Source organism: Pedobacter frigidisoli (assembly GCF_004331675.1).
GTDB lineage: Bacteria > Bacteroidota > Bacteroidia > Sphingobacteriales > Sphingobacteriaceae > Pedobacter > Pedobacter frigidisoli.
This window is the reverse complement of sequence record NZ_SJSN01000020.1, coordinates 21,531-40,634: the sequence shown is the minus strand read 5'-3', so window position 1 is coordinate 40,634 and position 19,104 is coordinate 21,531. Positions and strand designations below refer to the sequence as shown.

20 protein-coding genes, 1 tRNA gene and 1 pseudogene are annotated in these 19,104 nt (G+C 37.3%); 13 read left to right on the top strand and 9 right to left on the bottom strand.

Going from position 1 to position 19,104, the window contains the following annotated elements; genetic code table 11:
• Positions 1–23: 23 nt before the first annotated feature.
• Positions 24–791 (top strand): SDR family NAD(P)-dependent oxidoreductase, encoded by a 768-nt coding sequence (locus EZ449_RS19820; RefSeq protein WP_131562200.1) that lies wholly within the window; start codon positions 24–26, stop codon positions 789–791.
• Position 792: 1 nt separating this feature from the next.
• Here EZ449_RS19820 and EZ449_RS23565 read toward each other — a convergent pair.
• The 5 genes and pseudogenes from EZ449_RS23565 to EZ449_RS19800 form a co-directional block, all read right to left on the bottom strand.
• Positions 793–888, bottom strand: a pseudogene (locus EZ449_RS23565) (hypothetical protein); the annotation flags it as partial.
• A gap of 151 nt (positions 889–1,039) precedes the next feature.
• Complete coding sequence (locus tag EZ449_RS19815) at positions 1,040–1,666, bottom strand: carbonic anhydrase (RefSeq protein ID WP_131562198.1); 627 nt, start codon at positions 1,664–1,666, stop codon at positions 1,040–1,042.
• A 47-nt stretch (positions 1,667–1,713) separates the two neighbouring features.
• Positions 1,714–2,223, bottom strand: coding sequence for a flavodoxin family protein (locus tag EZ449_RS19810; RefSeq protein WP_131562196.1), 510 nt, complete (start codon positions 2,221–2,223; stop codon positions 1,714–1,716).
• A 6-nt stretch (positions 2,224–2,229) separates the two neighbouring features.
• Positions 2,230–2,445 (bottom strand): hypothetical protein, encoded by a 216-nt coding sequence (locus EZ449_RS19805; RefSeq protein ID WP_131562193.1) that lies wholly within the window; start codon positions 2,443–2,445, stop codon positions 2,230–2,232.
• Between the two features lie 304 nt (positions 2,446–2,749).
• Entirely contained in the window at positions 2,750–3,358 is a 609-nt protein-coding gene (locus EZ449_RS19800; RefSeq protein WP_131562191.1) for a Crp/Fnr family transcriptional regulator, read from the bottom strand.
• Positions 3,359–3,436: 78 nt separating this feature from the next.
• Here EZ449_RS19800 and EZ449_RS19795 point away from each other — a divergent pair, with 78 nt between their 5' ends.
• From EZ449_RS19795 to EZ449_RS19775, 5 genes are all read left to right on the top strand, one after another.
• A complete protein-coding gene (locus tag EZ449_RS19795) occupies positions 3,437–4,132 on the top strand; it encodes an HAD family hydrolase (protein WP_131562189.1) in 696 nt (231 codons plus the stop codon).
• Positions 4,129–4,776, top strand: coding sequence for a chloramphenicol acetyltransferase (locus EZ449_RS19790; RefSeq protein ID WP_131562187.1), 648 nt, complete (start codon positions 4,129–4,131; stop codon positions 4,774–4,776). The genes EZ449_RS19795 and EZ449_RS19790 overlap by 4 nt, the downstream gene beginning before the upstream one ends.
• A 34-nt stretch (positions 4,777–4,810) precedes the next feature.
• Positions 4,811–5,017 (top strand): hypothetical protein, encoded by a 207-nt coding sequence (locus EZ449_RS19785; protein ID WP_131562185.1) that lies wholly within the window; start codon positions 4,811–4,813, stop codon positions 5,015–5,017.
• A 183-nt stretch (positions 5,018–5,200) separates the two neighbouring features.
• Positions 5,201–5,274: transfer RNA gene (locus EZ449_RS19780), tRNA-Ala, on the top strand.
• A gap of 17 nt (positions 5,275–5,291) precedes the next feature.
• Positions 5,292–6,476: a tyrosine-type recombinase/integrase gene (locus tag EZ449_RS19775; RefSeq protein WP_131562183.1), complete on the top strand. Its 1,185-nt coding sequence runs from the start codon at positions 5,292–5,294 to the stop codon at positions 6,474–6,476.
• A gap of 1,182 nt (positions 6,477–7,658) precedes the next feature.
• On the opposite strand, the gene EZ449_RS19770 is transcribed toward EZ449_RS19775, so the two are convergent.
• From EZ449_RS19770 to lspA, 3 genes are all read right to left on the bottom strand, one after another.
• Entirely contained in the window at positions 7,659–9,887 is a 2,229-nt protein-coding gene (locus tag EZ449_RS19770; protein ID WP_131562182.1) for a DUF3857 domain-containing protein, read from the bottom strand.
• Positions 9,888–9,889: 2 nt separating this feature from the next.
• The gene (locus EZ449_RS19765; protein WP_131562180.1) at positions 9,890–11,773 is read right to left on the bottom strand and encodes a transglutaminase-like domain-containing protein; all 1,884 of its coding nucleotides are present in this window, start codon (positions 11,771–11,773) and stop codon (positions 9,890–9,892) included.
• Positions 11,774–11,855: 82 nt separating this feature from the next.
• Positions 11,856–12,449: a signal peptidase II gene (gene lspA / locus EZ449_RS19760; protein WP_131562178.1), complete on the bottom strand. Its 594-nt coding sequence runs from the start codon at positions 12,447–12,449 to the stop codon at positions 11,856–11,858.
• A gap of 491 nt (positions 12,450–12,940) precedes the next feature.
• Here lspA and EZ449_RS19755 point away from each other — a divergent pair, with 491 nt between their 5' ends.
• From EZ449_RS19755 to EZ449_RS23350, 5 genes are all read left to right on the top strand, one after another.
• Positions 12,941–13,351 carry a mobilization protein gene (locus EZ449_RS19755; RefSeq protein WP_131562176.1) on the top strand — a complete coding sequence of 137 codons (411 nt, stop codon included), beginning with the start codon at positions 12,941–12,943 and terminating at the stop codon, positions 13,349–13,351.
• Positions 13,333–14,601: a relaxase/mobilization nuclease domain-containing protein gene (locus tag EZ449_RS19750; protein WP_131562174.1), complete on the top strand. Its 1,269-nt coding sequence runs from the start codon at positions 13,333–13,335 to the stop codon at positions 14,599–14,601. The genes EZ449_RS19755 and EZ449_RS19750 overlap by 19 nt, the downstream gene beginning before the upstream one ends.
• Positions 14,602–14,610: 9 nt before the next feature.
• Entirely contained in the window at positions 14,611–15,759 is a 1,149-nt protein-coding gene (locus tag EZ449_RS19745; protein WP_131562172.1) for a YWFCY domain-containing protein, read from the top strand.
• 52 nt (positions 15,760–15,811) lie between these two features.
• On the top strand, positions 15,812–16,525 hold the full coding sequence (locus tag EZ449_RS19740) for a phosphonatase-like hydrolase (protein ID WP_225872383.1): 714 nt from the start codon (positions 15,812–15,814) through the stop codon (positions 16,523–16,525).
• Between the two features lie 98 nt (positions 16,526–16,623).
• On the top strand, positions 16,624–16,752 hold the full coding sequence (locus tag EZ449_RS23350; protein WP_262711147.1) for a hypothetical protein: 129 nt from the start codon (positions 16,624–16,626) through the stop codon (positions 16,750–16,752).
• 239 nt (positions 16,753–16,991) lie between these two features.
• Here EZ449_RS23350 and EZ449_RS19735 read toward each other — a convergent pair whose 3' ends face one another.
• Positions 16,992–17,192 (bottom strand): hypothetical protein, encoded by a 201-nt coding sequence (locus EZ449_RS19735; RefSeq protein WP_131562170.1) that lies wholly within the window; start codon positions 17,190–17,192, stop codon positions 16,992–16,994.
• Between the two features lie 133 nt (positions 17,193–17,325).
• Between EZ449_RS19735 and EZ449_RS19730 the strand changes: the two genes are divergently transcribed.
• On the top strand, positions 17,326–17,925 hold the full coding sequence (locus EZ449_RS19730; protein WP_131562168.1) for an RNA polymerase sigma-70 factor: 600 nt from the start codon (positions 17,326–17,328) through the stop codon (positions 17,923–17,925).
• Positions 17,926–18,021: 96 nt separating this feature from the next.
• The gene (locus EZ449_RS19725; RefSeq protein WP_131562166.1) at positions 18,022–18,984 is read left to right on the top strand and encodes a FecR family protein; all 963 of its coding nucleotides are present in this window, start codon (positions 18,022–18,024) and stop codon (positions 18,982–18,984) included.
• Positions 18,985–19,104: the final 120 nt, after the last annotated feature.

The window sequence follows — 19,104 nt, the reverse complement described above, 5'->3', positions numbered from 1 at the left end:
GAACCACATAAAATTTAGATAAAATGTCATCAAATATATTCGATTTGGCAGGTAAAACTGCATTAGTTACGGGTTGTAAAAGGGGAATTGGTAAAGCCATGGCATTGGCACTGGCTGAAGCTGGCGCCGATATTATTGGCGTTTCGGCAAGTTTGGAGCTTGAAAGAAGTTCAATAGAAAAAGAAGTCTTGGCCATAGGAAGAAAATTTTACGCTTATCAATGCGATTTCGGTAAACGCGAGGATACTTTGGCCTTTGCCGCAAAAGTAAAGCAAGATCATCCTGTTATTGATATTTTAGTTAACAACGCTGGGACTATTCTACGTAAGCCAATTGCCGAACATCCTGATGAGATGTGGGACGAGGTAATTGCAGTTAACCAAACCGCTCCTTTTATTTTAACTCGAGAAATCGGACGCGAGATGATTGTTAGAGGAAGTGGCAAAGTTATTTTCACAGCTTCATTATTAACTTTTCAAGGTGGAATAACAGTGCCTGGGTATGCAGCAAGTAAAGGCGCAATCGGTTCGTTAACAAAAGCTTTTGCCAACGAATGGGCATCAAAAGGGGTAAATGTAAATGCAATTGCTCCAGGTTATATTGCTACAGATAATACTTCTGCACTACGCGAAGATCAAGATAGAAGTACTTCGATCTTATCGCGTATACCTGCTGGAAGATGGGGAACACCCGAAGATTTTAAAGGACCGACTTTGTTCCTAGCCTCTTCGGCAAGCGATTACGTTCATGGAACTATTTTAACCGTAGATGGCGGCTGGATGGGACGTTAATTTAGTCCGTAGTCCTATGTCTGGAGTCCAGAGTCCGAATGGCCGATGTCGGCATTTTGGGTTGGTAAATCCAAAATGCGGACACCGGCCTTTTATTTTTTCGCTAGTCCATCAAGGCCTTAAATCAAGTTCAGGGTGACGACCGTTCACACTTAGTTGTCTAGATTGAATATTCGTTCTTTTCTGCTCACAGTCTTGCAGCTGCTAACATTCGACCTCGATTTCTTTCTCCAGTCCCAGACTTCCGACTAATAAAGATTATAAATCTCTTTAATGTCTTTTAGTATTCCATCGAAATCAATTTTTAAATCAATTAATTTCCCTGTGCGAATATCGAAAACCCAACCATGAACAGTTAAGCCTCGTTGTGTAATGGCTTCTTGCACAGCTGCGGTCTTGAGTAGGTTTACACATTGCTCTTGAACGTTAAGTTCCACTAGTCTGTCGTAGCGTTTGCCCTCATCCTCAATGGCATTAAGCTCATCTTTATGAATTCGATATACATCGCGAATGTTTCTTAACCAAGGATTTAGAATACCCATGTCTGCTGGCTGCATTGCGGCTTTTACACCACCACAATTATAATGGCCACAAACCACCACATGGTTTACTTTTAAGTGGCGAACTGAATAATTTAAAACAGTCATTACATTTAAATCCACGTTGTTGACCAAGTTGGCTACATTGCGGTGAACAAATGCCTGACCAGGTTGTATGCCCATCAAATCCTCTGCCGTTACGCGGCTATCAGAACATCCGATATACAAAAATTCAGGCGTTTGTCCTTTTGCCAGTTCCGTAAAATATTCTGGATTTAACGCTAACTTATCCGATATCCATTTTTCATTGTTCTTAAAAACGTCTTCTACATTCATGTTTAATGCTTTTAAATTAATTTGGTGTATTGTTTAAAATGTAAATCTTATTCTGATATAAAACTAAAGAAAGATTTTTTTATTTCTGCAAGTTCCTCTTCAGATATTGCATCGTTGGAGTTAAAATACTGGTGGCCTTTAAAAATCATTTCCATATAATTTGCCGTCATCGAAAAGGGTGTTATAAAACCATCTGGTAGTTCGCCATCTGTGCCTACGGCAATCAATTTCATGGTTTTGCCTTTTAGATTACGGCCAACATCCTTATTCGTAGTAACCCAATCTGTTAGGCGATCGAATAGATTTTTCATGCGTCCACTCATTGAATACCAATAAACCGGTGTGGCAAAAATGATATGCTTATGAAAGAGAATCTCCTTTGCAAAGGTTTCGAACTGATCTTCCTGCGGATATTGATTATCGTAATTGTAGGGAAGAAAATAATGTTCAAGTAAAATCAGATGGTCGCACGCTATGCCCTCAGTTAATTTATTGATGAATTTTTGAGTATCTCCATTTAATCTGGCGCTACCATTAATGATTAGGATATCGGGCATAATTCCTTAACAAATTAATGTTTCAAATGTTCGGATATACTTGCGAAGTTTTCCAGGGGATGAACGTTGGAAAACCTCTAATGTTTTTATTTTGGAAACGAATCTTATCGATTTATCGGAGGCTTCAGCCTTGCCAATCGCTGTAGCTCCGATAGAAACCTGCGCAACCAGAAGCGTTTCTGATAAAAAAATATAGTCAGATGCTAACTCGGAGGCTGCCACTTTTGTCAGGTTTATTTAACAGAGGTCTGCTTTTCAAAGCTGGAGAGGATTGCGCAATTAGTCGTCCGATGAATATGAGCAAGATGCAGGTATTCATCGGGATGACTATCAACCAGTTCTTGAAAAATCCACCACCTAGTTGAACTTTAACCCAAAAGCAGTAAGCTTAGTTCTTAAGCCCGATGGCACGGAAAGCGCCCGATTTTTCATCGGGAATTGGAGCAAGCGGGACTATCGAAACCAATATAAACAGGAACCTGCTTTCCAAACCATTAAAATTTTAGCTTGCGGTTAGTAAGTTAATTTATCCTAGTCTTTCCAATAAAATGATTAAGGATTGATCTTGGTTTTTAGCTTTAATTTGTTGCAAGGTCCTATTAAAACTTCTTACTGAAATGCCCAGATAGGCAGCCATGTCTTCCTTGGATATGGATATTTGTTCATCGCTTTGCAGCTTCAATAATTTTAACAGCCCATATTCCAAGGTGTATAATTGTTGGAAAGATGCCCTGGAACTGGTTTGTATTATTCGGGTAGATAACTCTTGGAGTAAGAGTCTGGTGAATTCGCTGTTTTTCTCCGTTAGTGCCATAAAGATATGATCAGGGATAACAAACGCCGTAACTTCACTAATGGTAGCAACATTACATAGGCAATCGATCTTTTTAATGACCTCTAGTTCGCCCACAACCTCACCTTTTCCTAAAAACTCGATGATAAAATCCTTGCCGTTCTCTTCAGAGATAAAGCACTTAGAAATGCCATCTTTTATGATGTAAATATTTCTGATTTTTTCACCTTGTTTTACAAATCGAAATCCTGCAGCGAAAGTTCTTAGCGTAATGTTCGATTCATTATTTGTTTCGCAAAGGCGTTCAATAAAAGATAAAAAGGTGAGGTTTGTTCGTAACATATTTTCAATCGGGACAATTGTCCTTTCTTAACTGTTCAGGTTGGTTTACATTTGTCGCATTAAAAGTAATGCATAACAATGAACAATCAAATTACCGTAATCGCATTCGACGCCGACGATACACTTTGGGTTAATGAACCTTACTTCCGCGAAACAGAGGAGAAGTTTGCCTGCTTGCTCGGAGATTTTATGCCTCACCACAGTATTGTTGCCGAGTTATTGAAAACAGAGATCGCCAACTTGCCGCTTTATGGTTATGGCATTAAGGGTTTTATGTTGAGCATGATTGAAACGGTTTTAAGAATTACCGAGGGGAAAGTAAATCCAGAGGTAATCAACAGTGCCATTCAACTCGGACAGGAAATGCTCAATAAGCCAATCGAATTGCTCGATGGGGTAGAAGAGGTTTTGAAAGCCTTACACGGAAAATATAAATTGATTGTAGCTACAAAAGGCGATTTATTAGATCAACAACGCAAACTCACAAAATCCGGACTAGATCATTATTTCCACCACATCGAAATAATGAGCGATAAACAAGAACGCGACTATCAGAAACTGATTAAACATTTAGATTGCAAACCTGAGGAATTTTTGATGCTCGGAAATTCCTTGAAATCGGATGTGTTGCCCGTTTTAGCGATTGGCGGACATGCTGTTCATATTCCATTCCACACCACTTGGATTCATGAAAGAATCGATCATACTATAGAACATCCTAACTTTTATCAGATGGAAAATCTAGCTGATATTTTACCAAAATTAATTGAATGAGAGAAAAATTAGATATAAACACTTGGATCAGAAAAGATCATTTTAAATTTTTTAGCACTTTCGAAGAACCTTTCTTCGGTGTAACGGTAGATGTAGATTGCACTTCAACTTACGAAGAAGCAAAAGAGAAAGGAGTTTCATTCTTCTTACTTTACCTACATAAATCGCTTTTGGCAGCAAATCGAGTGGAGCCATTTGGCTATAGAATTATCGATGGTGAGGTTTGGAAATACGATCAGGTCCATGCCTCTGCAACCATTAACCGCCCCAACGGAACTTTCGGTTTCAGTTATATGGATTTTCATGAAAACTTTGAGGATTTTAGAATTGAGGCCTTAAAAGAAATTGAAAGCGTGGAAACCACTACCGGATTAATTCCATCATCATCGGGAGAAAACGTAATTCATTTTTCTGCATTACCTTGGTTGAATTTTAAATCGATATCGCACGCCCGAAACTTCTCACATAATGATAGTTGTCCGAAAATATCTTTCGGTAGGGTGAGGGAAGAAAATGGCATGAAAATCATGGCGGTTTCCATTCACGTAAATCATGCCTTAATGGATGGTTATCATGTTTCGCAATTCGTTAATGAATATCAGGAATTGCTGAGCCATAAAACGCAGGAGTTAATTTCTGGTTAACCAGCGCTTAATATTAGGGATTTAACTTAGGCCAATGTTTCTAGCCATTGTTATCATTCCTATATATCTTTTAGCGATTGTAGCCATGTTTTACATGGGCTCATTTACCAAAGCACTCATGTTTTTCGGTATGTTATTGATAGCAACATTTGTACTTTTCTTATTTATTAATCATCCATCATCATCAGCAATGGCTGTAATTAGTATAATGGCTTTGTTTGCTTTTAAACTGAAAGATTAATAATCATTTGCTTTAGAAAAAGTATTTGCTATTTTTGCTGCACAAGCAGGATGCTTGGTTTTGATTATTGAGCTTCAGTTCTGATGATTGGACTTTGATTATTGAAAATTGAAATTTGATCATTGATCATTGAAAATTTGATCATTGATCATTGAAAATTTGATCATTGATCATTCAAAAATAGGGGGATTAGCTCATTTGGCTAGAGCGCTTCGCTGGCAGTGAAGAGGTGATCGGTTCGAATCCGATATTCTCCACAGGTAACTCTAAATCCTTGAAAATCAAGGATTTAGATGTTTTTTTACCTCATAACTCTGACATAAGTCTGCCACTAAACGCCCCGGGAGCCCAGAATTTGTCCCGTCCGGCCCGGCGAAAAAGTGAAAAATCTTCTATAAAAAGTCAGGAAAACCTTGGGTATCCCGAAGGTAAGTCCCAGGAAAAAAATCTCCGCCGGACTAGTTTTGGTTTTATGGAAATTCCGGTACTGCCATATACTGTTCCCCGTGTGGTAAAGGGAAGGGCGATAAACAAGGTTCCCGCAGGGAGCTCGATGGAAAAAGAGGTTGCCAAACAAAGTTGGTATATTGAGTTCTTTTTCCATAATGCAACCGAAGAGCGTATGGAGCGGATCAGGGTGACAAGGAAGCTCAACAGGATAAAGGATCCAAGGCAAAAGCTCAGGAATTTCAACAATCTGTGCGAGGCATACAAAATTGCCCTGGAAAGTGGCTGGAACCCATTGGATGACCATGCCAACGCACGGCTCAAAAAGGAACTCATTGGAATCGATCTTAGCGAGGCACTGATGCTATTCGAGTCCTACCACAAGGCAAAGGGGACCAGGCCAAAGTCAATCAGTACCTATCGGTCAACGGTCAACTCCTTTATCAAGTACCATGGTGGAGCCAAAAAGGTCAGCACCATCAGTGACTTTGAGATCACGGACTTTCTGAACTTCAAGGAAAGGGAAGACAAGTGGGCAGGGGTGACCTATAATAATTGCAGGATTGGGCTTAATAATTTTTTTAGGTACTTAAAAGTTAATAAATATATTCCTCAGAATCCGGTAACCGACTGCGAGACGCGAAAAAAAATGCCAACCCAGTCCCATCAGGTTTTTACGGAACGGGATTTTAAGGTTATCATGGATTGGCTCGATAATCATGATAAATATTGCCAGCTGTTTGTGCGGATGATCTATTACACTTGTATTAGACCGAAAGAACTCAGGTTTCTGCAACTAAAGTATATTGACTTGGAAGAAAATACAATTACAATTCCCGGTGTTGTTTCAAAAAATAAAAAATCAATCCCTGTAAATATTGATGTGAGTTTAAGATCAGAACTGGAGAAATTGCAGATAGAAAAGTTCGACAAGGAATGCTTTCTGCTAGGTTCTGCACGAACATTTATCTCACCAAATGTGTTCGGAAAATTATGCTTACAACAGGTTTAAGAAATGTCTGGTGGCAACTGGGTTGACGGATAAAAACTATACACTCTATTCTTTTAAACATTTATCTAACGTGAGGAAGTTTCGTGCAGGATGGACGCTCGCGGAGATTTGCTCGGCCAACAGGCATGGTAGTCTCTCCGAAACGGAAACCTATTTAAAGGAACTGCTAAAATTTGTGAGGTCGGATAAAGCCATTCCAGCTATCTAACGCCTGTTTGAGTTTCTTGCAGGGCTTGTCAAGATTTCTGCAAGAAACCTTTGTTTCTGATTTTTCCGATTTTTTAACTGCTGTTCCGAAAAATGTAGCCGGTGGATGTCATCTATCTTTCGTGATAGGTCCAATATAACGGCAAGCAAGTCTTTGTTTCTGATTTCTGGGATTTCGGCTTTTTTTCTCATGTCATGTAGATATAAGATAAATTTGGTTGAGGAAAAATAAACTTCCTAGCACTTACTTTAGGGCTATCTAAAGTTTTAACAAGAATGGTTTCGGTTGTTCACACATAGTTTTGGGAATTGCAAAATATTACAAAAGTAAGGAGCGGTTACTGAGCAAATCTCGAAATTTTTCTTCTCTGATTTGCAGAAATTGGCGAAAGTTGCAAACTATTTCAAAACTTAAAGGATGGTCCATAGACAATTTTCGAACTGAAATTTGTAGGCAATGATCGATACCTAGAAAATCAATCTTTCTGATATATAAATATTATCTAATTAACATATAATTTGATCCATTCGATCTTGACGTGTATTTGCTATAAATCAAAGTCATATTTTAATATGTCAAAGGTCACTTACAACTTGTGAATCACTGTAAGGTTAATTGGCGGAAAATCGACTCTGTATGAACATTGCGAAGCCGTAGTAAATTTCGAGAAAGTGATTAGAAACAAGGTTGAGGAGCAATATCGGAAAAAGAAAGCTTATAGGAAATAGTGAGTGATAACTAACTACGCTATATTACTTGGAAAATCCAATCCAGTTGACCCCATTCTGCCAAATATATAATCGTAAGATAATTAATGAATTAACTCCAATTTATTTGATGGCGGTATGGGATCAACGGGTTGTGGTTTGTCTACGTAGTTAACTTACCACTACCCTCTTTAATAGAACCTTGCCATACGGCTGTTGATTTCTTTTCACGATTACATTTTGTTTGTAAATTCTTAATTTTTTAGTTTAATTTAATTTCTCTAATAACACTTTTTGCTCAAAAAAGTTTCCTGCTGCATCTATCAGGTCGCTCACTTCTGGCCAAGCTTTTTTATCTAAATAAGCAACATTATAAATTCTTTTAACATTTAAAATTAAATCAGCTCCATCTATTTTAGCCGTTGCATTAAATGAGCCAGAGGTATTTGTAATATTAGTATTTAAAGCTTCTATTCCGGTAAATTTGTATCCCGCGGGAACATTAACCTTTATATCATAACTCAATGATCTTGCAGCTGGCATATAAATATTGGTTTGCCTGATTTTTTTATCGGCCTCTACCTTTGAGACTTTTCCTATAAGTTTACCTACTTCAAGAATATAATTACCCCCAGCTTTTTTTACAAAATTTTCCATTGTAAAACTACTCTCATGCTCCAATTTGGAAGTTAAAATACCGCTACTATTTACTTTGAAGTTAATTAAATCCTTCGGCTCTTGCTCATATTGATCGGTAATTTCCGAGATAAAATGTTTCTTTATATCTTTTCGTCCGTTATCGAATGCTGCTTGAACAGCATTGTAGTACTTCCTGTCGGTACTACGTTTTTTTAAGTCTTCGTTAAAGGTTGCCAAGGTAATTTCTTTATCTATATCTTCAACATAACAAAGATTCAATTGATCAGAAAGTTTCATCAAGCCAATTTCGTTTACATTTCTGTTAATGGTTAAAACTTGCATATTATCTTTCGAAAAATCTACTTTTAAACGCTCTGCTAATACATTATCGTTAAAAGTTGTTACTGGGATTGTTGACGTTGATTGGGTAAACACATAATTATAATCTCCCCTTTTGCGAGGTGATAAGACGACTGCCTTTTCGCCTTGAAAATCAACCGGGATTTCATTTAATCCCAAATTAATCCGATCAAAACATAAATAAACTGACTTTGGTCCATTTACTCTGATCAATGTTTTAAAATCATTCTCTTCAAAAACATCATCCAGGGAGTTCGAAAATCTGGAGCTAACGACAAGTATATTATGCGGGATTTCCATATCGCATAAAGTTTTACACATTTTCTGCGTACTTAGCTTAGAATTGGCGGTTCGATAGTTCATTTCATTTATATCAAATTCCGTTAAACTGTAGTAAGAAAAAGTAGAATATTTCCAGTTATTATAAAGCACTTTTAAAATGCTATCCAAAGGGGCATTTTTGTATGCTTTGTTTGTTTTAAAATAATCTTCAGTATGATCCTTTATGAAATCATTTTTCTGTATAAATCGATTAAAAAAGCTTGCCTTAAAATCTTCGAGATAATTATTTAAGCGAGAAATTTTTTTGTCCCTATCTAATTTCGATAATGGATTTACACCTGGAATCGTCATCTGATCGTATTTGGTTCGGAAATAGCTTGAAATGCAGAAATATGGTAATTCGCGATAAGGAGAACTCCAGATTTCATTTACATATTTCGGAACATTTTTACCAGCATAAATAAAGATCTGGTCATTAGCTTCATTAGTGGATACCTCTGCTTCTGGCGCTCCATTAGTACTCATATTAAATACGTTAATTTTTTTCCCATACTGAAATTTATAACTGTAACTTAAGATTGGGTATTCATCGGCTAACAGAAAGGTATATCTATTTTCTGATTCATCATCGCTTCCTTGCTTAATTTGAACAGTGCTAATGTAATAATCGATAATATCACCAACCTGCAAATCAGGGATGGCCAACTTGCCTGATTTATCCTTGTTTTTACTATTGGCTAAAATCACTTCTTCACTGGTATTTACGATTACTTCTTTACCATTAGGTTTAATAATTTTAACCCCAACAAAAACTTCCTTTTTATCTTTAACATTAACTAATAAAAAGGATGTCGTTTTATCAATAATTTTATCGTACTCGAGTGTAGAATATCTTTCGAGTGCGGCTTTATCGTTAATTTTAATCTTTTCTCTCCAGGTAGTTGATTTATTAATTTCGGTTATACTTGCAGCCGTAATAATCATAAATTTAAACTTCCCACCGGCTGTTCTTTGCATATCAAAACTTCGAGCTAAAACTACCGCACTTTCATTACTATACTTCTCAGGCACAGTATTCGCCTCAAACATTGGATTTTGCTTATCCCAAACATTTTTCTTTATTTCTTCAGCCTTCTGATTGTATGTTGCTTGCTTTTGAGCAAATAATATAATTGGAAAAATTAGGATAAAGAGTAGCGTAAAATTTATTTTCATTCTTATAATTTTGGTTTTAAGGTGATTGTTTCTGAATAATTTTGAGTTAGTTTCCTGATGTCAGCATTCCAAGTAGAAAATACGGTCTTAGGTATTTTGGTGTTAAAAATTTTGATGGCTTTTTTATAAATAATTTTATCGTCGACTACATCGTAACTTATTGCAAAAAAGTAGTTTTCGTTTTTAATGCTAAGATTTTCTGGCTTACTACTCACAACATAATTAGATGGCACGGTCAATTCAATTTCTTTAATGATGTTAACTTTAAATGGCAACCATAAATCGTGTGTTCTCGTAACTGTATCAATTACAAAGTTTTCATATTCCTTATCGTTATCTAAACTCAAATAAAAAGATTTATCGAAAACATCTACGCTATTTTTAAAAAGCAGATTATAAGTTGCAGTAATATCTGCATCGTACATATTAAAAGGCGAATTACTTAGCTCTTTAATTTCATAATTCGAGTTATTATTACTTAGAATATGATTGAAATTATTTCCCAAATCTTCTTTTTTATTGGCATAAAGGCTGCTTAATAAGTATTCTTTATATTCACCTTTCCAAGAATGAGTGACTTTGCCCGAAAGGTTTTTATCTTGAATAATCAATTTCTTCTTCACTACATCAGCATTCATATCATTTGTAGTAGCTGGTACGTTCGATAACATATAATGATCACCATTTTCGATCAATACCTGTCTGCCTTGAATTCTTTCGGCATACTCCCCAAAACCCAAAAAAGTTTCAGTAGTATCTAAAAAATAAGTTTTATTATTGATCATTACAGCACAAATCATGTGGTTATCTACTGCTAACGATGGGGTTAAATAATCGTAAACAATATGATTTGTACCTAGCCAACAAAGTCTTGCATCATAACCTAAAGATTTAAGTAGGGTTTTGGTTAAATTGGCCATTCCTTTACAATCGCCATATTTTTTTCTAAGCACTTCAGGCGCAGAGTCAGGTTTAAAACCTGCTATACCATCTTCGAAGGCGATATACCTCACGTTTTCCTGAACCCAATAATAAACTGCCTTTATTTTATCAATATCGTTTGTTTTATCTTTTACAATCTCTTTGGCTTGCGCTGATATTACTGGATCTATATCTTTATTTAGTTGCGATATTAAGTTTACATACCAATTATATTGCTCTTGTGTTGACTTAAAATAAATTGAAGAGGCTACTTTATTATCTTCATTTGCCAATGCAAGTAAGTGAGGATAAATATAACTTTGGCCCGGGCTGTAATCTTCGGTCATCACAGCAGGAACATTTAAACATTTATAAGTTGTAATATCATATTCTTCCTTCTCATTATAGGCGTTGCTTTTTGAAATTTGATATCCTTTGAAATTTATTTCTTTCATGAATACATTCATCCATCTAGGAATCTTCGTAATAATTTCTTTGGATGTTACCGGATATGATTCACTAAAATAAATGGTATTAAAGTAAATAGGATCGAAGGTATTTTTTTCGATATTCACTTCTATGATACTATTTGCAGGAACTTGTAGTGGATAATATTTTATGCGTTGATCGGAATGAAAAATACCTTTATTGCTATAATATGTATCAGTTGGCTCAAAATCTTTAACTGTTTTATTATTTAGCTTACAAGATATTGATACGATTTTTGAATGATCATCGTAAAATTCGGTAATCGGTAAAATGGTAGCTTGATTATTTTTGTACTTAACCTGGCTTCGTTCGTTTATAATAACTTTTCCAGTCTGTTTATCCTTATTGAAACTAACGGTATTAGTTGCAGATAAAATAATAATATTACTATCAATTTCGATAATACTAGCTTTAACTACCTTAACGTTAGCAACGAAAAAAGCAGCAAATAAGAGAGCGAGAAATTTGTTTGGCATGGTCAACAAATATATAAATCCGGCAGAATATTACAATAGCTGTTATCATTTTTAATCAATAGGCAAAAATAGATATATTAAGCTATTCCTCTTTCACTTCAATCTCATCCTTTGTTATTTTACTGCTCAACGATTGAATTAAAAGAATTCCCACCCCAATCATGATCGAGATATCGGCAAAATTAAAAACGCCAGTTTGGAAGAAATAAAAATCCATATGCATAAAATCGGTAACAGAACCATGAATAATTCGATCATAAAGATTACCAAAACCACCACCAATTAAAAAGCAGAGTGCAATTTGCATACTAACCGGTAAATTTCTCTTGGCAAATAAATAGTATATCCCATAGCCCAAAAATAAAAGTGGCAAACCTGTTAATATGATCAGCCTGAAAATATATGGCATCTCATCCCCTAAGCTTAAAAATGCACCTGTATTTTCTATTTTTAATAGGGTAAATCGATCTTTGATGATGCTGATATGCTCGTATTCGCCGATCTCTATACGAGCAATTTTTTTTGATATTTGATCGCAGCCAAAGTTTAGAGTTAACAGCAAGAGCAGTATCGATTCGAACCTAGAACCCTGGTAAACCTTTGAATTAGGAACGAGGATTACTTTGAAGTGGGCGTCCGCATAATAGATAAAGATTATGATAGCATATAAAGCCATTAAGGAGAATTTAATAAAATAACACTTTTTTTTAAGAGTGTATTAAAAAGAGAGGAAACGAGAATAGTATATCAAAATTGATTTTGTTAGCTCTTTATTTTATAATCTTTTTTTTTAATTAAAAATACGGTGTTACTTTCGTGAGTACCAATGACTTTTTATCCTTTCCATGAAATTTGTATTCAAACCCTTCGTTATGAATACTCAGAAAAAAATCAAACCAGGATCAACCATATACTACTGTCAACTCCGTTCTAATCTTCGAAAAATAATCACTTCTATTTCGGTACCCGAGAAACAATTGCAGAGGTTGGAAAATCCCAGACCGGAACTACGTTAATACCTACAATGTGAGTCAACTTCAGGAATACTTTAACCACCCGAGTGTTTTGCAAGATGTACTTTTGTATACACAAAAGAATCTTGCGCCCTTGAGGTCGGGCATTTTTCTCGGAACTCGAAAATGCTAAAGGTAGTTAAAAAGCAAGATTATGCCAACGAAAAAACCCAAGAATCCAGAGCAACTCCTGACCCATCCAATCATTGTAAGGGTCAATGAGGAAACATTTAGACGGCTGGAGAAAATTCATTTGAATAGCAACTGTCAGTCCATAGGAGAGGTTGCCAGAAATATCCTTTCAAGGGAAAAAATCCTGATGCTCACCAGAGATTTAACCATGAATGCACCGATGGAGGAGCTGGCCTCAATCAGAAAGGAATTAAGGTCAATTGGCATAAACATTAACCAGCAGACCAAACACTTTCACACTTCTGAGAATGAGGCGCAGCGATCATTTTATTTTATGCGTACCAGTGATCTATATAAAAATGTGGGTGGGAAAGTAGACAGGTTACTGGAACTGGTAACCCAAATGTCAATGAGATGGTTGCAAGGATATTGACCGGAAAAAGTATCAGAGGTCTCATTAACTACAATGAGTCGAAGGTAACACTGGGAACCGCAACCCCAATTCTTGCCAACCGATTTGGACTTGACATTGAGCAACTGGAACTGCGGCACAAGGTGGCCAGATTTGAGCACCTGACCAAGCTTAATAGCAGGATAAAGACCAATGCCGTTCACATCATGCTCAATTTTGATCGTTCCGAAAACGTGGAGGTTGATCAAATGCAGAAAATAGCTGCCGATTATATGGATAGAATCGGTTTTGGGGAACAGCCCTTTTTGGTCTACAAGCATGAGGATGCAAACCACCCGCACCTTCATATTGTGACGACCAATGTTAATCCTGATGCTACCCGAATTGATATGCACAACATCGGCAAGACCTTATCCGAGAAAGCAAGAAAGGAGATTGAAATCGAATACAAACTGGTAAAGGCAGAGGGGCGGGGTAGGGAACAGCAAATTGTACCAGTCAATATCGAGCTGGCATTGTATGGGCAAAAGGAGACGAAACGATCCATTTATAATGTCGTGACAGCAGTTTTGAGAAGTTATAAGTTCACCTCCTTTGCAGAATACAATGCAGCACTTAAAAGCTTTAATGTCGTGGCGGATCGCGGACCTGAAGATTCTGTAATGTTCCAGAAAAATGGGATGGTCTATTCGATTTTAGACGCTGATGGCAAACGTATCGGTATTCCTTTCAAGGCCAGTTCACTTGCCGGGAATTCGGTATTGCATAAGGTTGAGGGAAAGTTTTTGATGAATCTTGAAAAAAGAAAACAATATGCGGAGCCGCTAAAACAGGTTATCCTAGAAACACTTGAAAAAGAGGCACCAAGTAAAAAAAACTTTATAAATGCGTTGGAGAAAAAAGGGATAAGCGTGGTATTTAGGCAAAACGGACAAGGGCTAATTTATGGAATAACCTATGTCGACCACAACAGCCGCTGCGTTTTTAATGGAAGTGATCTGGGTAAGGCCTTTAGTGCAAAAGCGCTTCTCAAAAACCTCGAAGGAAATGAACCGGAGATGGATAAGCATCAGGCCCATACTCCGGAAGTAGGTAAGGGAAGATTTAGTGCTTCCCAAGATATGAGCCAGGATGATCAAACATCTCAAGGAGAAAGTCTATTACAATTTTTATTTGCCAAACCCGCGCAGGAACCGATTGCTGCTCTGGGACCTAAGAGAAAGAAAAAAAAGAAAAAGGGGCTGTTAAGGAATGGTGGTTTATCACATTAAATTGAGAACATGAATACGGGCGAAGACACACAGGGACTGAGGAAGATACTCGATCTGAGTAGGATAATCAGCGTTTTTCTATTGGCCATGCATATCTATATCCGTTTCTTTCAGCTGTTCTTGCAATGGGGATGGCATTCGAAGATTACCGATAAAATAGTTGCCCAACTTGCAAAGCTGGAAGTCTTTGATGGCTGGTGGCTGGCCAAGATTTTTGCGCTGGTTTTTTTGGCGATTTCACTATTAGGGGTAAAGGGGAAGAAAGATGAGAATGTTACTCTCAAACAGATCCTTGTTTACATGACTAGTGGAACGTTGCTTTATTTCAGCGCTATATTTTTTTTGTATTTAAGGATGTCGCTTAGCCTGGTGGTCAGTCTTTACTGCCTGGCGACCCTCATTGGATTTCTTTTAATTCTCGCCTCTGGCACATGGATATCCAGGCGAATTAAGCAAAGCCTAGCCAAGGACATCTTCAACACCGAAAATGAAACCTTTCCCCAAGAAGAAAGATTACTGGAAAACGAATACTCTGTAAACCTACCCGCCAAATATCGTTATAAGGGGGAGCTGCGGGACAGCTGGATTAATCTCATCAATTTATTCCGCGGATTGCTGGTCGCTGGAACCCCTGGAGCAGGGAAATCCTATTTTGTGATTAGACATCTGATTGACCAGCTTATGGGGAAAGGATTTAGCATGTTTATCTATGATTTTAAGTATGATGACCTCTCAGTCATCGCTTATAATTCCTTGCTAAAATATATCGATCGCTATAAGGTGAGGCCAAGGTTTTATGTGATCAATTTTGATGACCTTAACCGCACCCACCGCTGTAATCCTCTGGATCCCGCTGCGATGACCGACATCACCGATGCCACGGAGGCGAGTAGAACGATCATGATGGGCCTCAACCGGGACTGGATCAAAAAGCAGGGAGATTTCTTTGTGGAGAGTCCAATCAATTTTCTAACGGCTATTATCTGGTACCTCAAGAAATACAGGGATGGTAAATATTGCACGCTACCGCATGTGATCGAATTGATGCAGGTCGATTACGAGCAGCTCTTCAACGTGCTCCAGCAGGAAGAGGAGATTAAGGTGCTTATAAATCCCTTCATCAGTGCATGGAAAAATGAGGCCATGGCGCAACGCTAAACATTGTTGGTGACGATGATTCATTAAATCACCGAACAATAATATGAAGATAATGAAAATGGAAAATATTTCAATGGTGGTATTCGACATGGCGGGCACCACTGTAAATGAAGATAATCTTGTCTATAAAACGCTATTGAATGCAATCAATGATGCGGGATTTGAACTTAACCTATCTCAAGTATTGGAACTAGGGGCAGGAAAAGAAAAAAGACAGGCAATTCGCTCGCTGCTGGCTAATTTTTATGGTGAGGAAGATGAGACGCTGATCTCCAAAATATATGAGGCATTTATTATTGAGCTTACGAATGCCTATGCAAATGAAGCGATTTTACCACAACCAAACGTGATCGAATTATTTTCTAAGCTTAAGGAAAAAGGAATTTTAACAGTTTTGAATACGGGTTATGATAGAAATACAGCATGTGCAATTATCGATAAATTAGGATGGAGAGAAGGGGTTGAATTCGACGCATTGGTAACTGCAACAGATGTCTCACGCAACAGACCTGATCCAGATATGATTGTATTTGCTATGAAGCGCTTCAACATTACCGACAGCAAAAGTGTAATCAAGGTTGGTGATTCAACAATCGATATTATGGAAGGCCAGAATGCGGGTTGTGGAATGAGTATTGGTATTACCACCGGAGCGCACACCGGCGAGCAGTTGAAAACATCAAATCCGGACATGATAGTGAATGACCTGTCTGAATTGATGCCTTTAATTAATAGAGCTAATAATTCTATAGAAAGTTTTGCATAACTGAGTTGAGCAAATTGGTGGATAAACCTTAGTAGATTGACCCCGTCTCACCAGCAATAGATTTGTTGTAAGCAATTGATTATCTACATATTTATAAATTGGCGAGAAGGGGTCAATTGTATTGGTATGTCCAATTGCAGGATAGAAAAAATATCGGCGATGCTACTGCAGTACAGATTCTTGATGATCCTGGCGTTCCAGAAATTCCGGGACAGTCTGAGCATTAATTGTTGGTTGTTATTTCAAAGCCGTCACATCACCTGTGGATGAAACTTGACTTGTCTTGGATATTGATGTAAGAGAAAATTATTTTTGATTATTACCTTTTATAAAGTGTGAATTGACAATGATAAAACCGTTCAGAATAACTGAGTAACCCAAAATTTTTAACTGGAAGCGGGCCTGTTATTTAGTTATGGTATTATTGTTTTCTGTTGTGAACGTTGCAGCTGGTAATCCTTCTTTGTTAAATAAGGTCGCTGTAAGGTCCACCAGCTACAGGGGTTGAAATTTTTACTTTCCATTTACCGTCGCTCCCAGTCACCGTTGAAACTTGTTCACCCCACGTTCCGGCTACCTGAACTTTGTTTCCAGGTGTTGCCCATCCCCAGATATTCACTTTTGTTTGTTGCTGTAATACAACATGGTCGGAAAAAAGGCTAGACACTTTTAATTTTTGGTCAGGTACTATTGAATAGCAACGCCATTCTCCACTCTTATTAACCCTAATCTTTGCTAAATGTTATTTAATCATTATTATTGTACTAATCGCCACAACCTGTAAGTAACCAAAAAATAACGTGCACATTTATCAAACATTTTCTGATACAGATCTTCTGTCCCTTTTCAAAAGTGGCGACTTGAAGGCTTATGAGGAAATTTACAAAAGATACTGGCCATTATTATTTATATCCTCCAATAAAATTCTGCAAGATGAGGATGATGCAAAAGATGTTATCCAAGAGGTATTTATATCGCTTTTCAATAAAGGCGCATCCATTGAAATACAGTTTTCACTTTCGGTATATCTATATTCAGCTGTTAGATACCGAGTTCTTGATAAAATTAGGCACGGCCATACGAAGGACAACTATCTATTATCTTTGTACGATTATTCTGAAGCTTCTACCGTAGCCACCGATGGCAAGTTGCTTGAAAAGGAATTTATCATCCAAATCGAAAAGGCCGTAGCAGTGCTGCCCGAAAAAATGAGGAAAATTTTTGAAATGAGTAGAAACCAACATCTTTCTCATGCTGAAATTGCGCGCGAACTCGGGATTTCTGATAAAACGGTGAAAAAACAAATCGGAAATGCGCTTAAAATCATTCGAAACACTATAAATCCCGTGTTAGTTACAGCACTTCTGATGGAAATGCACTCCAAAATTCCAATTAAATAAATTTTTTTATTTTTTTTCTACTACCAGTGCCTCTTTATTACGACTTATAATAAAGGGTCCTTATTTCCTTGCGATTTTGAGGACCACCAGCACCTTATGGAAAAAATAAAACTCTCGAGCCAGCTCCTGGATCGATACCTTGACGGAACCTGTACTACTAAAGAACGATCCATAGTTGAAGGTTGGTATAACGAACAACTGAAAGTGACCTCCGTTCCATTTTCTGAAAGTCGCTATCAAGTAGTAGAAGATGAGATGTGGCAGAAAATAAGATCTAAGTCGGTTACCCGAAAACGGAGATTATGGCAAATTACCTCCGTCGCAGCTGCCTGTATATTGATAGTTTTTATGACAAAACTGTTATTTTTTCCGGGAATAAGCCCAGAATCAATCAAGCCATCCTTGCAAACACTTGCTGTTGTTGATAAGGCGAATAGCCTAGTACAATTACCCGATGGCAGTATGGTTATTCTTAAAAAAGGAAGTAAAATAAGTTTTGCAAAAAGTTTCAAAGGATTAAAAGCTAGAGAAGTTTATCTTACTGGAGGTGCATTCTTCGATGTTCGTCACTTATCCAATCAGTCTTTCGTGGTGCACTCCGGAAAAATCAAAACAACGGTGCTGGGAACAGCATTTGATATCGTTGCAGAGCCAGGATCTAGTGAAGTTATTGTAAGGGTAATTAGAGGAAAGGTAAATGTAGCTGGAGAAGAGGGTTCCATAGGAGATTTACTGCCAAATAAAAAAGTTACCATATCGCTTCGTACTAGTCAATCTACTTTTGCTAATGTAAATGCAGTGCAAGAAATGTCGTGGACTAAACAGGATATCCTGCTCAATAATCTAGAGTTTTCAGCCATTTGTGAACATCTAGAAAATCGCTTCAACGTGAAAATTACAATTTTAGGCGACGACCTTAAACGCAAGCATTCTACAATATCACTTACTGCCGATGAAAATCTAAACGAATTTATGCAAACCCTTTGTGAGTTTAACGGAGCAGAATTTACTTACGACCAAAAAAACAATCAGTACACCATAAGACCAAACAAATCATGAAAAAAACCGAAGTCCTATTAGCAACAAACGATCGCAGGCCGCCATAAAAAAGGAAACAGCAACAGATAACATATTGGACGTATGAAACCTATTGCTGCGCCTGTCAGATATCCAGAGATA